Annotated in this window: 15 protein-coding genes; 3 read left to right on the top strand and 12 right to left on the bottom strand. The window is 27.9% G+C overall.

Annotated features, from left to right (window positions below; genetic code table 11):
- Positions 1-197: 197 nt before the first annotated feature.
- From BN8917_RS02655 to BN8917_RS02645, 3 genes are all read right to left on the bottom strand, one after another.
- Entirely contained in the window at positions 198-821 is a 624-nt protein-coding gene (locus BN8917_RS02655; protein ID WP_066870259.1) for a hypothetical protein, read from the bottom strand.
- Between the two features lie 108 nt (positions 822-929).
- Positions 930-1,715: a nucleoid occlusion protein gene (gene noc, locus BN8917_RS02650; protein WP_066870255.1), complete on the bottom strand. Its 786-nt coding sequence runs from the start codon at positions 1,713-1,715 to the stop codon at positions 930-932.
- 128 nt (positions 1,716-1,843) lie between these two features.
- Positions 1,844-2,563 carry a LytR/AlgR family response regulator transcription factor gene (locus tag BN8917_RS02645; RefSeq protein WP_066870252.1) on the bottom strand — a complete coding sequence of 240 codons (720 nt, stop codon included), beginning with the start codon at positions 2,561-2,563 and terminating at the stop codon, positions 1,844-1,846.
- 446 nt (positions 2,564-3,009) lie between these two features.
- Here BN8917_RS02645 and BN8917_RS02640 point away from each other — a divergent pair, with 446 nt between their 5' ends.
- Positions 3,010-3,540, top strand: coding sequence for an AmiS/UreI family transporter (locus BN8917_RS02640; protein WP_066870249.1), 531 nt, complete (start codon positions 3,010-3,012; stop codon positions 3,538-3,540).
- Between the two features lie 41 nt (positions 3,541-3,581).
- Here the strand turns inward: BN8917_RS02640 and BN8917_RS02635 are convergent, their stop codons facing one another.
- From BN8917_RS02635 to rpmH, 9 genes are all read right to left on the bottom strand, one after another.
- Positions 3,582-4,922 (bottom strand): sensor histidine kinase, encoded by a 1,341-nt coding sequence (locus BN8917_RS02635; protein ID WP_066870246.1) that lies wholly within the window; start codon positions 4,920-4,922, stop codon positions 3,582-3,584.
- A gap of 78 nt (positions 4,923-5,000) precedes the next feature.
- Positions 5,001-5,720 carry a 16S rRNA (guanine(527)-N(7))-methyltransferase RsmG gene (gene rsmG, locus BN8917_RS02630; protein ID WP_066870243.1) on the bottom strand — a complete coding sequence of 240 codons (720 nt, stop codon included), beginning with the start codon at positions 5,718-5,720 and terminating at the stop codon, positions 5,001-5,003.
- Between the two features lie 207 nt (positions 5,721-5,927).
- Positions 5,928-7,802: a tRNA uridine-5-carboxymethylaminomethyl(34) synthesis enzyme MnmG gene (mnmG, locus tag BN8917_RS02625; protein WP_066870240.1), complete on the bottom strand. Its 1,875-nt coding sequence runs from the start codon at positions 7,800-7,802 to the stop codon at positions 5,928-5,930.
- 17 nt (positions 7,803-7,819) lie between these two features.
- A complete protein-coding gene (gene mnmE, locus BN8917_RS02620; RefSeq protein ID WP_066870237.1) occupies positions 7,820-9,196 on the bottom strand; it encodes a tRNA uridine-5-carboxymethylaminomethyl(34) synthesis GTPase MnmE in 1,377 nt (458 codons plus the stop codon).
- A gap of 180 nt (positions 9,197-9,376) precedes the next feature.
- Complete coding sequence (gene jag / locus BN8917_RS02615; RefSeq protein ID WP_066870235.1) at positions 9,377-10,012, bottom strand: RNA-binding cell elongation regulator Jag/EloR; 636 nt, start codon at positions 10,010-10,012, stop codon at positions 9,377-9,379.
- Positions 10,013-10,041: 29 nt separating this feature from the next.
- Positions 10,042-10,803 (bottom strand): membrane protein insertase YidC, encoded by a 762-nt coding sequence (gene yidC, locus BN8917_RS02610; RefSeq protein ID WP_096030709.1) that lies wholly within the window; start codon positions 10,801-10,803, stop codon positions 10,042-10,044.
- A 26-nt stretch (positions 10,804-10,829) separates the two neighbouring features.
- Positions 10,830-11,042: a membrane protein insertion efficiency factor YidD gene (gene yidD, locus BN8917_RS02605; RefSeq protein WP_066870232.1), complete on the bottom strand. Its 213-nt coding sequence runs from the start codon at positions 11,040-11,042 to the stop codon at positions 10,830-10,832.
- Positions 11,014-11,388, bottom strand: a complete 375-nt coding sequence (gene rnpA, locus BN8917_RS02600) for a ribonuclease P protein component (protein WP_235830022.1) — start codon at positions 11,386-11,388, stop codon at positions 11,014-11,016. Before rnpA ends, yidD begins: the two co-directional genes overlap by 29 nt.
- A gap of 69 nt (positions 11,389-11,457) precedes the next feature.
- Positions 11,458-11,592 carry a 50S ribosomal protein L34 gene (rpmH, locus tag BN8917_RS02595; RefSeq protein WP_066870226.1) on the bottom strand — a complete coding sequence of 45 codons (135 nt, stop codon included), beginning with the start codon at positions 11,590-11,592 and terminating at the stop codon, positions 11,458-11,460.
- A gap of 670 nt (positions 11,593-12,262) precedes the next feature.
- Here rpmH and dnaA point away from each other — a divergent pair.
- A complete protein-coding gene (gene dnaA / locus BN8917_RS02590; RefSeq protein WP_066870224.1) occupies positions 12,263-13,627 on the top strand; it encodes a chromosomal replication initiator protein DnaA in 1,365 nt (454 codons plus the stop codon).
- 275 nt (positions 13,628-13,902) lie between these two features.
- The gene (gene dnaN, locus BN8917_RS02585) at positions 13,903-15,003 is read left to right on the top strand and encodes a DNA polymerase III subunit beta (protein WP_066870221.1); all 1,101 of its coding nucleotides are present in this window, start codon (positions 13,903-13,905) and stop codon (positions 15,001-15,003) included.
- The last annotated feature ends 36 nt before the right edge of the window (positions 15,004-15,039 follow it).

The following is a 15,039-nucleotide window of genomic DNA, read 5'->3' as shown; positions in this document are numbered from 1 at the left end:
ACACTCATTTTGAGAACCTCACCTCCCTTCCATATAAATATTATATATTCTAATATCTGATATTAAAAGGATATTCTTCTTACAAAAATATAATATTACATTTAAATGTTCTACGTGGAACATTTACAAATATTTTTTTAAAATTGTTCCACATAGAACATTCTATAATACTTTAAAAATTGTTCCACGTAGAACAATTAATATCCTGTATTATTAACATAACCTTGACTATTTTGTAATGTGTAAGGTGTAGCTCCGTTCATATTAAGGCTAGCTCCTAAAGCTAATAGATGAACCTTAACATTATTTATTTCATTACTCAAAGCTGAAATATCAGCACTTGTAAAGCTAGGCATTGAAGCTATATTTATTTCCCCAGTTTTTATTCCTTCATTTAAATAAGCATTAACCTTATTAAGATAAATATCATAATTTTTAGCTCCTTCTTGTCCTTGTACAGTTGAGAAGGTATTATTATTCTTCCAATAATTATTTATTTGCTCTTCTACCTTTTTTGCTAGTTGTGTATTAATTTTTATTACACCACTAGTCTTACCATTTATTAATCTTTGGCATTGAACCATAACTTCTTGATTAGCAGCTGTAAGTTTATCCTTATCTGCATCTAAAAACATTAACTGCGACTTTAGTTGTCCTATTTCATTTTCTTTAGGTGTTAATTGTTGCAATTCAGAATTTAGCTCTTTCTGTTTTTCTGCCTTATAATTTATGTAAGCATTTAAACCATTATATATAACTTCTGTTCCTACAATAACTCCTACGAAAGCTGAAATAGTTATAACTAACGATTTTATCTTCATAGCATTAACCTCTCATAAAAAAAATTAAGCATTTTAAATTTAATTAACTTAAAATGCCTAATATATATTATCATACAATTAATTAAAGTTGATTAATTAATTGTTACACTATTTTTTATTTTTAGGTATATTAACTGTTATTTGAACATAATCTCCACAATCTTTAGATTTATAGCTTGCAGGTATCTTAAACTTATCAAAAATTTGTTTTATAGAATTAACATAAACCTTTGTTGGGAAAGAGCCAAGTATTTTCTTTTTATCTTCTTTAACATTTAAATCTTCCCCTGCAATTTTTAATAATATCTTATTTATAAGTTCTTCTGTTTTCTTAACATTAAGTCCCTCTTTAACAACCTCAGAAATAACTTCTTTTTGTAAATCCTCAGTAGGTAAAGATAATAAAGCTCTTGTATGTCTTTCTGTCAATTCCGCCTCTAAGCATGTCCTTCTTACTTCATCTGAAAGTTTTAGAAGTCTTAACTTATTTGCTATTGTGGATTGTTTTTTCCCCATCTTTTCAGCTAACTTTTCTTGAGTAAAATTATGATCATTAATTAAATTAAAATAAGCTTCTGCTTCTTCAATAAAATTTAAATCTTCTCTTTGTAGATTTTCAAGTAAAGCTATTTCTGCTGATTCTGTATTTGTTATATCTACAATTGCACAAGGAATTTTTTTAAGTCCTGCTAATTTTGAAGCTCGCCATCTTCTTTCTCCTGCAACAATTTCAAACATATTAGCTACTTTTCTAACAGTTATAGGTTGTATAACTCCATACTGCTTTATTGATTGTGCTAATTCATTTAAAGCGTCTTCATCAAAATACTTTCTTGGCTGATATGTATTTGCTATAATCTCATCAACCTGAACATAAATCACTTGATTGTGCATATTTTGTACCATCCCTTACACTAGTTATTTTTTAAATTTCCCTGATTATTTATAAGCCCCTTTACTTATAAATAAGCTTGTATCACTTATTTTATCAAAACTACAGGATAACAAACAACTTATTTTCCTTAACTATTTTCTAGATAATCTATGAACTTTTCTTTTACGGCTTTTGTATTCAATCTACTTATAGGAATAATTTGTCCATTTTTCATTTTTACACTTGTCTTCTCTATCTCATCTATAAACTTACAATTAATTAGATAACTTCTATGTGGCTTTACAAAGAAATATTCTTTAAGCTTTTTTTCAATATTATCTAATTTATCATAAAATTCCATAGTTTCATGTTCTGAAACAAGAGTTATTATTCTATTAGTAACCTTAAAATACATTATAGAATTTATGTCTACAGTTCTAATAAGTGATTTCTTATTTACATAAAATAAGTCTCTATCCTTTTTATCAACTATATTACTAACAGCCTTTAAAAATTGTTCTTCTAATTTTTCTTCATTTATTGGTTTTAATATGTAATTTAAAGCACCAACATCATATCCATCAAATACATAATCCATACTTACTGATACAAATATGATTTGAATACTCTTATTAAACTTCTTAACTTCTCTAGCCACATCTACTCCAGTTATACCACCCATTAATATATCAGAAAAAACTATATTATAATCATGATTATTTTTATTAAAATCTTCTAATAAGTCTTCTCCTGATTCAAAAATATTAACACTCACACTAATATTTTCTCTTTTAGCTATCTTGTGAATAACTTTATTTATATAATTAGAATACACCGCTTGATCATCACATATTGCAACTTTTATCACGATAATCAACTCCCTATTTAGCTAATCTTTTAGTTTATCTTAATTTTGTATTTTATATATTTATATTATATAGCAAAACACACTACAATTAATACCCTTATACAACATTAAATAAATTAGTATTTAAAAATTAATAATGAAATTTTCTTATAAAGCATTAAAAATTTCATATATTGCATGAAAAACTTCAAAAATATTAACAATTTATTTTTTTATTAACATTTCAAAAAAAACTTTTTGTTGTTAATGTAATTTAAATTCCTTTTTCTTTAAATTATCTCTAAATCCTATTAATAATCTGTTAATGAATTTATTTGTAATAGTTTTAATTTAGGTGTATAACAATATTGTAACAGGGCAAAATATAATTATTAGTAATAGGTACGTAAATATTATTAATAAATATATTTTCAATTAAATTTAATATTAATTGGAGGTGGCACGCAATGTTAGGTGCAATACTATTATATGTTGGGGTTGTCTTAATAGTTAACGGTATCGGAAGATTAACTAAGATAGATCCTAAAGCAACAGCAGTTATGAACTTATTTACAGGTGCTTTATCAGTAATAATGAACTTCGGTACATTATTAATTACTCAAGCAGGAGTAGGACTACAATCAGGATCAAATTCTTGTTACTACACATCAGCAACAGGATTATTATTCGGATTCACATACCTATTCATAGGTATCAACTCAATCTTCAATCTTGAAGGTAGAGCATACGGATGGTACTGCTTATTCGTTACAATTACAACAGTTCCAGCTGGTCTTATCTCATGGGGAGATGGAAAGAACATCTACAATGTACTTATGGCTTTAATCTGGTGGGCATGGGGTGTCCTATGGCTTACAGGATGGATCGAACTTGTTCTTAAGAAAGAACTTAAGTTTACACCATACTTAAGTATTTTAGAAGGTGTATTCACAGCTTGGATACCAGGATTCTTAATCTTATTAGGAATTTGGAAGTAATAAAAAAAGAACTAACTTAGATTACTAAGTTAGTTCTTTTTTTATAAAATTAAATATAAAGTTGTTTTAAATTTAAAATTAGTATTTTTATATACTATATTTCCATTATATTTTTTAACTATTTCTTCAATATTTTTAGTTCCTAATCCATGATTATTAGCATCTAATTTTGTTGTTATTAAAGTTTCAAATATTTTATTCTCTTTTATATTACTTGAATTTTCTATTTCAATAATTAATCTATTTTCTAACATCTTTACTTTAATATCTATAAATCTCTTATCTATATCAACTTTTTCACAAGCTTCTATAGCATTATCAAGTAGATTTACAAACAAAGTAGATATATCAAAATCACTTATATTAAGTTCTCTTGGAATCTTAAAATCTGTTATAAACTTTATATTATTTTCTTTTATCTTATTTATTTTGGTTTTTAATATAACATTAATAATTAAATTATTACATACCCTAAAGTCTTCTGTATTATTAACTGCATCTTTTATAGATTCTAAATACTCTATTGCTTCATTAACCTTATTTTCTTTTAATAAAGTAGTTAAGATATTATTATGATTTTTAATATCATGTGATATCTTTCTAATTGATAATGATGAATTAACAACATCTATGTATGTTTTTTCTTTTATATCAATATATGTTTGAAGTTTTTGTTGTCTCTCTTCAAGTTCTAATCCCATCTTTAATAAATATAACACTAAAAAATTTAATGCAAATAAACCAAATAGATAAATTTCTAATATACTTACCATAGACGAATCATCTAAATAATAATTAATTTTACTCAATGATAATGTTATAAATAAATAATACGCCATAACACTTAAGTACATAAGTATCATATTCTTATTAGATTGTAACAATTTATAAATATATTCAATAATTTGATTATATCTATAAAAATAATAATCTATAACTGTACATATAATCATGCTTAATATTATTATTATTACTAATACTATTGCATAATTAAAATTACCCATTTTTATAGAATCAAGTTTTGGGTGAACTCTTTTTAAAGTATAAAATGTAAGCCAATATGAAAGCTTTGCAGCTAATGTGTATAACATATATGTCTTAAATGATATAAAAAGAGTTTGTCTTAAGTTATTTTTATATAAAATTAAGTTAGTTACACAATAAATAATAAACACTTTAAAAAATCCATTAAATTCTAGTGATTCACTATATACATGTATAGAGTACTTTCCTAAAACATATATAATCATAATATCTATAAAAAAACATAAGATAAAAAGTAAATAATGAATTACTTTATTACTTACTTTTTTCTTTAAAACCATTTCTGAATTGATCATAAATGCTAGATAAAGTATAAAGGGTATTGTTAAAGTTTCCATGCACTTCCCCCTTTCTTCTTCTGTATCTTAATCACGTAGTATATAAATAGCTATATAATATATGATTTTATACTCTGTTTATTTTAAAGGTTTCTTCTTTATCATTCCCATATTTCTTGGATAAAGTTTTCCACAGGTTTTTATCTTCTTTACAACAACAAGATTATGTTTTAAATCTGTATCTTCTACCTTAACTTCTCTTACTTCCTTAATTTCTCCACCAAGTATTTTGACAGCATTTTTTCCACTTTCTAATTCTTCTTCTATACTAGGTCCTTTTAGTGGAATAAAATGTCCCTTTACTTTTACATAAGGCATACAAAATTCTGAAAGCATACTCATATTTGCAACCGCTCTTGAAGTAGCTATATCAAACTTTTCTCTAAATTGTGGTTCCCTTGCCCCCTCTTCTGCTCTCGCATGAATAGTTTGAACATTTCTAAGACATAATTCATGTACAACTATGTTTAAGAAGTTTATTCTTTTATTTAAAGCATCTAAAAGAGTTATTTCTGCGTCTTCCCTCATAATAGCTATAGGAATCCCTGGGAAACCTGCACCTGTTCCAACATCTATAATTGTTTTTGCTTCCTTAAATTCATCAAGTTCAAAAGCATTAATACAATCTATAAAATGTTTTTTAACTATAGCTTCATCCTCTGTTATAGCTGTTAAATTAATTTTTTCATTCCATTCTTTTAGCAATTCTTTATACAACATAAACTTACTATACTTATCTTCATTAAATTCCATTCCTACTCTATCACAAGCTTCTTTCATCAAATCATAATATTTCATCTTTTTTTCCTCCATTAATTTAAATATATTCCCTCTATATAAATGTTTCTTTTTCACAAGACAACTATATACTATTATATCCTGTGGATAACTTTTTAAAAAGTTATCCACAGGGTGATTATTTATCTTAAATCAAATATATATATAATATTTTAACAAAAAAGTACTAGTAAATACTAAGTATTTACTAGTAAGTTTAAGTTAAATTTATCTTTTATTTAATTGCTCTAGGTAAATTAATAATACTGAAATATCTGCTGGTGAAACTCCAGAAATTCTTGAAGCCTGACCTATATTTAAAGGTCTTATCTTTGTAAGCTTTTGAACAGCTTCAGTTCTTAAATTATGAATTGAATCATAATCTATTGAATCTGGTATTAATCTATTTTCAAGCTTCTTAAATTTCTCAACTTGTTCTAATTGATTATTTATATACCCTTCATATTTAGCCATAACATTTATTTGTTCACCTATATGATTTGGTATGTCAGGTCTATCTGGGTCAAGGTCCTTAACAGCAAAATAATCAAGTTCTGGTCTCTTTATAAGTTCATAAAGACTTATTGGCTTTTTAAGATCTGTTGAACCAAGAGCTAAAATTATTTCATTATTTTCAGGCTTTGTTGTTATTGAAAGAGCTTTTATTCTTTCAATTTCATCTTCAATATTCTTCTTTCTTTCTAAGAATATTTCATATCTTTCATCATCAACAAGACCTATCTTTCTTCCAAGCTCAGTAAGTCTTAAATCAGCATTATCTTGTCTTAAAAGAAGTCTATATTCTGCTCTTGATGTCATCATTCTATAAGGCTCAGTAGTTCCTTTTGTAACAAGGTCATCAATAAGAACCCCTATATAAGCATCTGATCTTTTTAAGATAATTTGTTCTTTTCCTTGAACTTCTAAAGCAGCATTAATTCCTGCTATGATACCTTGTGCTCCAGCTTCTTCATATCCTGAACTACCATTAATTTGTCCAGCACTAAAGAATCCTTTAATTGCCTTCATTTCAAGAGTTGGAAGAAGAATTGTTGAATCTATACAATCATATTCAATCGCATAACCAGTTCTCATAACTTCAACATTTTCAAAACCTTCCATAGTTCTAAGCATTGCTACTTGAACATCTTCTGGAAGTGATGATGACATTCCTCCAACATACATTTCATCTGTATCTAAACCTTCTGGTTCTAAGAATATTTGATGTCTTTCCTTATCAGGGAATCTTCTCATTTTATCTTCTATTGAAGGACAATATCTTGGACCAACCCCTGTAATTGTACCATTGTACATAGGTGATCTATCCATATTTGCTTCTATAACTGCTTTAGTTTTTTCATTTGTGTAAGCAAGCCAACATGATATTTGCTTTTTATCATTTTTATCATGAACATATGAAAATGGTGAAACTTCTCCATCTCCTGGTTGTTCAATAAGCTTTGAAAAATCTATTGATCTTTTATTAACTCTACAAGGTGTTCCTGTTTTAAATCTTCTAAGTTCAATTCCAAGGTCTATAAGCTTTGCTGAAAGCTCATTTGCTGGTATAAGTCCATTTGGACCTGCTTCATATCCAGTATTACCAATATAAATCTTACTCTTTAGATATGTACCACTTGTTAAAATAACTGCCTTTGTCTTAAAGTATCCACCGTTCTTTGTTAGAACTCCTTGAACTACTCCATCTTTAACATCTATATCAACAACTTCTAATTGTCTTAAATATAAATTTTCTTGTCTTTCAACAACTTGTTTCATTGTTCTTTGATATAAGTTTTTATCAGCTTGAGCTCTTAATGAATGCACAGCTGGGCCTTTTGATGTATTAAGCATTTTTGTTTGAATATAAGATTTATCTATATTCTTACCCATTTCTCCACCAAGTGCATCTATTTCTCTAACAATATGTCCTTTAGCTGTTCCTCCTATATTAGGGTTACATGGCATTAAAGCTACTGATTCTAAACTTAAAGTACATAAAAGTGTTTTACAACCCATTCTAGCAGCTGCAAGTCCTGCTTCACATCCAGCGTGACCAGCACCAATAACAACTACATCATATTCTCCTGCATCATATCTCATATGTTTATCCTCCAATTTTATTTTCCACAACAGAATTCCATAAAGATTTTATTAACTAAATCTTCTTCAACTTCTGCTCCTGTAATTTCTCCTAAAGATTTTAAAGCTGACATTATATAAATAGAAATTAAATCTAAGAACTCATTTCTATTTATACCACCTAGCCCACCTTCAAGGCTTTCAAGTGCTCTATATAGAGCTTGTTTATGTCTAGTGTTAGTAACCATTAAACTTTCAGTATCAACTCTTCCACTAAAGAATAATTCCTTAATTTCTTCTTTTAATCTATCTATTCCTATAGCTTCCTTAGCTGAAATTTCTATTTTATGTGTTAAACCACTAATTTCATCATCATTGATTTTTCTCTCTAAATCAACTTTATTAAGTAAAACAATATATTTCTTATCCTTAATATAATTAATTATTTCTCTATCCTCATCATCAAGCTCTCTACTTGTATCAAGCATAAAGATTATTAAATCTGCTTCATCAATTTTTTGTTTTGATTTTTCTACTCCAATTTTTTCAACAACATCTTCTGTCTCTCTAATTCCTGCTGTATCAATAATTCTAACAGGTATTCCATCAAGATTGATATATTCTTCTATAATATCTCTTGTTGTACCTGCAACATCAGTAACAATCGCTCTTCTCTCATTTAAAAGAACATTTAAAAGTGATGACTTACCAACATTAGGCTTACCTACAATAACAACATTAAGCCCATCTCTTATAAGCTTACCTTCATCAGCGCTCTTAATAAGAGTATCAACTTCTGATATAAGTTTTTCAACACCATTCTTAACATCTACATTAATAGATGGATCAATCTCTTCTTCATCCTCAGTAAAATCTACCGCATATTCGATAAGAGCTAAAACATCTAAAGTTTGCTGTCTTAATCTATTTATTTCAGTTGAAAGTCTTCCTTCACTTTGTCTCATAGCTGATTTCATTGAAAGCTCTGTCTTAGCACTTATAATATCCATAACAGCTTCAGCCTGACTAAGGTCTATTCTACCATTTAAAAATGCTCTCTTAGTAAATTCACCAGGCTCTGCAAGTCTAGCTCCAGCCTTAATAACTTCTTGCAAAACTGTATTAGTAGAAATAACTCCACCATGACAATTTATTTCAACAGTATCTTCTGCTGTAAAACTTCTTGGTCCTTTCATAAAGCTAACAATAACTTCATCTATAACCTCTTCATTTTTATCAATAATATGTCCATATCTCATTGTATAAGGTTTCATTGAAAACATGTCTTTTCCATTAACAGGTCTAAAAATTTTATCCACAATTTCTAAAGCCTTATCACCAGATACTCTTATAATAGCTATTCCACCTTCCCCTAAGGCAGTTGCAATAGCAGCAATTGTATCAAATTCCTTCATGATACCCTCCTATATATAAATTATCTATCTAAAAACTCTCTCTAAAAAATATAATATTTCTATAAAAAATCTATACTTAATTTTACCTAAGTAAAGTTAATAAGTCAAAGCACTATACTAATACTTATACTATATAATTTTTGCACTAAAATCCTATTTTAAACATAAAAAAAGAAGCTATTAAGCTTCTTTTTTATTTTTAAGTTCTATTACAACTCTTCTAAACGGCTCTTCACCTTCGCTATAAGTAAAAATCGACTTATCAGCTTGTAGTGTTGAGTGAATAATTCTTCTTTCATATGGGTTCATAGGCTCTAATTTCAGAGTTCTACCATATTTTTTAACCTTATATGCAGTCTTATTAGCAACAGTTTTTAGAGTTTTCTCTCTCTTTGCTCTATAATCCTTAGTATCTAAGATTATTCTTTTATAACTACCTTTATTATTTTTATTAACAACTAAACTTGTTAAATATTGAATAGAATCTAGAGTCTCACCCCTATAGCCAATAATACTAGCTGTATTATCTCCTACTATATTTATGTTAACCTTATACTCTTCTTCTTTAATAACTACAGTAGCTTCTAAACCCATCTTTTTAAGTATATCTTCTAAAAAGACCTTGCCTTCTTCTATAGCATTTCTCTTTAATGTAACTCTTATCTTAGCAGGTTTAGCTCCTATTAAATTTAAGAACCCTCTGCTTCCCTCATCAGTTATAGTATAATCGACTTTCTCTTTAGATACACCTAATTGTTTTAAAGCCATACCTAAAGCTTCATCTACTGTTTTGCCAGTACATTCAATAGTCTTCAATACCTTTTCACCAACCTTTGAAGAATTAATTATTTCTTTTTCTTATTCTTTTTATTCTTAACTTCTTTAACATCCTTAACATCAATAAAGTCAGTTTCTTTATTAACTCCACTATTTCTTTCTTTTCTTTGCTTTGGTAAGATAATTAAGAAATAAGTTTGAACCATTTGAATTAAGTTACCAGTTATCCAATATATAACAAGTAGAGATGGGAATTTCATTGACATAAATCCAAGCATTACAGCCATAACTATATTCATAGTTCCCATATTAATAGGACTAGCTTGTGATGATCCACTTCCCTTTTGCATTAAGTATGATGAGAAGTAAGTTGTAAGCCCTGAAATTACAGGTAAAATATAGTAAGGGTCTGGTTGCCCTAGATTACTTAACCATAAAAATGAAGCTCCCCCAGTATTAATATTACGGAATACATCATATAAAGCAAATAAAATTGGCATTTGTATTAATAGTGGAAGACATCCTCCAGACATTGACACATTATTTTCTTTATATATTTTCATTACTTCCATATTAGCTTTTTCTGGATTACCTTTATACTTTTCTTGTGCTTTTTTTACTAAAGGTTGAACTTCTTGCATCTTCGCAGATGATCTCATCTGTTTTATCGTTAAAGGTAAAATGATTAACCTTACTAGTAAAGTTAATAAAACTACTGCTATTACATAATTAGTTCCCGGACTAAAATGTCCCAATGATGAAACAAAATTCAAGAACGCATTAAATATTTGTAGAAAAATATTTGTAATAGGCGCTAAAATTTTATACACTCGTGTTATACCTCCAAAAATATTATTTATTTAATAGGGTCATATCCACCTTTATGAAATGGATGACACCTTAAAATCCTTTTCATAGCCATAAAGCTGCCTTTCAAAGGTCCATACTTATTTATAGCATCTAATGCATATTGAGAACAAGTAGGTATGTATATACAGCTTCTTTGTTTTTTAAGTGGTGATAAATATTTTCTATAAAAATTAATTAGTGCTATTAATATCCTTTTCATTTTTATAAATCCCCGCCTTTGCAAACAATTGCTTCATAGATTTTTCAACATCTTTGTATGGCCTTCCATTGATAGGATTTCTAGCTATAAAAATAAAATCGTGTCCTTCAACTAAATTTGCTGAGTTTAATCTATATGACTCTGAGATTAATCTCTTAACTCTACTTCTAACAACACTGTTTCCTATTTTTTTACTAACTGATATTCCTACCTTATTATAAGACTTATTATTTTCATCTTTATTATTTCTATTTTTAAATACGTATAGAACTAATAATTTATTAGAAAGAGAGCTCCCCCTTCTATATACTAGTCTAAACTCTTTATTTTTTCTTAGTCTTTGCATACTCATTTGAAAGTTCTCTCTCCTTATTTTCTGCCTTTATTGCAGAAAAAGACCACAAAATAGTGGTCCTTATGCTGTTAATCTTTTTCTACCTTTTTGTCTTCTAGCCTTTAAGATATTTCTTCCAGCTTTAGTTTTCATTCTTTTTCTGAAACCATGTTCTTTTTTTCTTTGTCTCTTTTTAGGTTGGTATGTCATGAACATTCAAATGCACCCCCTTCAACAAAATATTTTCTATAGTAAAACTATATATCGACAATTTTAAGTTTCACTGTTTAATTATATATTTGAATGCTTACTCTGTCAAGAAAATAACCTTTTTTCTATAACACAAATTATGGAATTTCTAGGAATAATTTTTGCTCTATTTTTAAAGTTATCCACAGGTTGTGTGGAAAATCTTTTTAGCTTATACTAAGGATTCAGTTATCCACAGATAAAGTTATCCACAGACAAGCTATTTTTGTGGATAACTTCTTGATACCCCCTATTAAATTATGTTAATATATAGGAGTATTATTATTAAATTGTGGATAAGTATACAAGTTATCCACATCTGTGGATAAGTATGTGGATAAACTGTTTATAACTTTTAAACAACAATTTAAAAACTAATGATAAGTTAGTAATATACCAATTTTACATAAATTATTTTTTGTGGATAAAAGTTATCCACAGGTTGTGGATAACTATATTTTAAATAAACTTTTCAACAATCTTATCCACAGGTCTAAAAAGTTGTTAACATTTCGAGTTTTAAAAAGCTCGTCCTGTGGATAACTTTGTGGATAACTTGTGGATAAGTCGTATTTTCAGGAATTATACTATGAATTTATAAGAATTATTACAATTATTTAGTGGCGGAGGAAGTAAAATGGAATATCAGCTAGATAGTACCTGGGAAAAAGCACTAGATATAATCAAAAGTGAATTAACAGAAATAAGTTTTAATACTTGGATTAAATGTTGTGAACCACAATCTTTATCTGATGATATATTAAAGCTCACTGTACCTAATGAATTTACCCGTGGTATTTTAGATAAGCGTTATAAAGATTTAGTTATTCAAGCGCTTAAGATAGTAACATCTAAAACTATAGATGTTGAGTTTCGTTTAGAAAGCGAAATTGAAGAAGAAGTTGAAGATCCATCTGAAGTTATTGAATCATCAGATGATCTAAATATCGGCTCTGTTACTGTTAGTGATGAAATGTCTACAACATTAAATCCTAAATATACTTTTAACTCTTTTGTTATAGGTAACAGTAATAGATTTGCTCACGCTGCATCACTTGCAGTTGCTGAATCACCAGCAAAAGCTTATAATCCTTTATTCATCTATGGTGGAGTTGGTCTTGGAAAAACTCACTTAATGCATGCTATAGGACATTACATATTAAAAGAAAATCCAAAAGCAAAAGTAATGTATGTTTCATCAGAAAAATTTACAAATGAACTTATAAATGCTATAAAAGATGACAAGAATGAAGACTTCAGGAATAAATACAGAAATATAGACGTTCTTTTAATAGATGATATTCAGTTTATTGCTGGTAAGGAAAGAACACAAGAAGAGTTCTTCCATACATTTAATGCTTTGCATGAGGCAAATAAACAAATAATTTTATCATCAGATAGACCACCAAAAGAAATCCCAACTCTTGAGGATAGACTTCGTTCTAGATTTGAATGGGGCTTAATTGCTGATATTCAAGCACCTGATTTTGAAACTAGAATGGCTATACTTAAGAAAAAGGCTGATACAGATCACCTTAATGTTAGTAATGATGTTATGGTATATGTAGCTACTAAAATTAAATCAAATATTAGGGAACTTGAAGGAGCTTTAATAAGAATACTTGCTTATTCTTCATTAACAAATAGAGAAATAACTGTTGATTTAGCTTCTGAAGCTTTAAAAGATATAATAGCTAATAAAGGTAGCACAACTATTACTGTATCAGGGATTCAAGAAAGTGTAGCTAATTATTTTAATCTAAGGGTAGATGACTTAAAATCTCAAAGAAGAACTAGAACAGTATCTTATCCTAGACAAATAGCTATGTATTTAAGTAGAAAATTAACTGATATGTCTTTACCTAAAATTGGAGAAGAATTTGGTGGAAGAGATCATACTACAGTTATTCATGCTTATGAAAAAATTTCCGAAAGTTTTAAAACTGATGAGGGATTACAAAATACAATAAATGACATTACAAATAAATTAAACCATAAATAATCCACAGCTTGTGGATAACTTTTTGTGGATAACTTTTTCTCTGAATAGTTATCCACAATTTCATTTTTACCTGTGGATAACTCCTTTAGTTATCCACAGAGTTATCCACAAGTAAAATTCAGCCCAAAGCTGCATTATTACTGGATTTTTAAAAGTTATCCACATTATCCACAGCCCCTACTACTATTACTATATATTTATCTATATATATTTATCTATATCTATAGTATTTTTAGTTAGTGGATATTTGTTAAATTTTAAGGAGGATTTTAATTATGAAATTCATATGTGAAAAAAGTAAATTACAAGAAGCTATAGCTATAGCTCAGAAAGCAATAACTGGTAGAACTACTATGCCTATACTTGAAGGTATGTTTATCGAATGTAAAGATAACACTGTTACATTTATAGGTTCAGATAAAGATGTAAGTATAGAAACTAAAATAGAAGCAGATATAGAAGAAGCAGGTAGCATTGTTGTAGATGCTAAGATACTTGGAGAAATAGTTAGAAAATTACCTAATGATGAAGTTAAATTAAGTACAGAAGGAGATAATATTCTAAAAATAGAATGTCAAAAATCAGTATTTGATCTTATCCACATGAGTGCAGATGAATTTCCAAGCTTACCAACAATAGCTGAGGATAATGCATTCTCTATTCCACAAGGCTTACTTAAAAATATGATAAAAGGAACATCATTTGCTACAGCTCAAGACGAAACTAGACCTATACTTCAAGGTATTCTTTTTGAGGTTAAGGATTCAAAATTAAATCTAGTAGCTTTAGATGGATATAGATTAGCATTAAGAAGAGAATTTATAGATAATCCAAATGATATAAGTGCTGTAATACCAGGAAAAACATTCAATGAAGTATCAAAAATATTAGATGATGCAAATATAATGCTTGAAATAACATTTACTGCTAATCATATATTATTTAATATGGGGAAAACTAGAATAATATCAAGACTATTAGAAGGTGAATTTATAAGTTATAGTTCTTTACTTCCAAAAGAACATAAGATTTTCATAGATGTTAATAGACAAGAATTACAAAATGGAATTGAAAGAGCATCTCTTATGGCTAAGGATGGAAATACTAATTTAGTAAAATTTAATATATCAAATGATAATATAGTAATCACATCTAATTCTCAATTGGGAAAAGTTAGAGAAGAAGTATCAGTAGAAATGCAAGGTGAGGATTTACAAATTGCATTTAACTCAAAATATCTTCTCGATGTGTTAAAGAGTATGGAAGAAGAAGTTGTTCAAATTAAATTAACAAGTAGTGTTTCACCATGTATTATAAAAAATAAAGATAATGATGACTGTGAATATTTAGTATTACCAGTTAGAATGGCAAAATAATAAAAATTAGGAGGATAGCTACAGGCTACTTTAGGT

Source organism: Clostridium mediterraneense (genome assembly GCF_900091705.1).
Classification (GTDB): Bacteria; Bacillota; Clostridia; order Clostridiales; family Clostridiaceae; genus Sarcina; species Sarcina mediterraneense.
Note: the sequence above shows the minus strand (reverse complement) of the source record. Positions and strands in the feature narration are given on the sequence as shown.

Excerpts from the sequence above, each read along its gene's own strand:
- BN8917_RS02655 (WP_066870259.1), bottom strand. The coding sequence starts at position 821 with ATGAAGATAAAATCGTTAGTTATAACTATTTCAGCTTTCGTAGGAGTT.
- noc (WP_066870255.1), bottom strand. The coding sequence starts at position 1,715 with ATGCACAATCAAGTGATTTATGTTCAGGTTGATGAGATTATAGCAAAT.
- BN8917_RS02640 (WP_066870249.1), top strand. The coding sequence starts at position 3,010 with ATGTTAGGTGCAATACTATTATATGTTGGGGTTGTCTTAATAGTTAAC.
- BN8917_RS02635 (WP_066870246.1), bottom strand. The coding sequence starts at position 4,922 with ATGGAAACTTTAACAATACCCTTTATACTTTATCTAGCATTTATGATC.
- rsmG (WP_066870243.1), bottom strand. The coding sequence starts at position 5,720 with ATGAAATATTATGATTTGATGAAAGAAGCTTGTGATAGAGTAGGAATG.
- mnmG (WP_066870240.1), bottom strand. The coding sequence starts at position 7,802 with ATGAGATATGATGCAGGAGAATATGATGTAGTTGTTATTGGTGCTGGT.
- mnmE (WP_066870237.1), bottom strand. The coding sequence starts at position 9,196 with ATGAAGGAATTTGATACAATTGCTGCTATTGCAACTGCCTTAGGGGAA.
- yidD (WP_066870232.1), bottom strand. The coding sequence starts at position 11,042 with ATGAAAAGGATATTAATAGCACTAATTAATTTTTATAGAAAATATTTA.
- rnpA (WP_235830022.1), bottom strand. The coding sequence starts at position 11,388 with ATGCAAAGACTAAGAAAAAATAAAGAGTTTAGACTAGTATATAGAAGG.
- rpmH (WP_066870226.1), bottom strand. The coding sequence starts at position 11,592 with ATGTTCATGACATACCAACCTAAAAAGAGACAAAGAAAAAAAGAACAT.
- dnaA (WP_066870224.1), top strand. The coding sequence starts at position 12,263 with ATGGAATATCAGCTAGATAGTACCTGGGAAAAAGCACTAGATATAATC.
- dnaN (WP_066870221.1), top strand. The coding sequence starts at position 13,903 with ATGAAATTCATATGTGAAAAAAGTAAATTACAAGAAGCTATAGCTATA.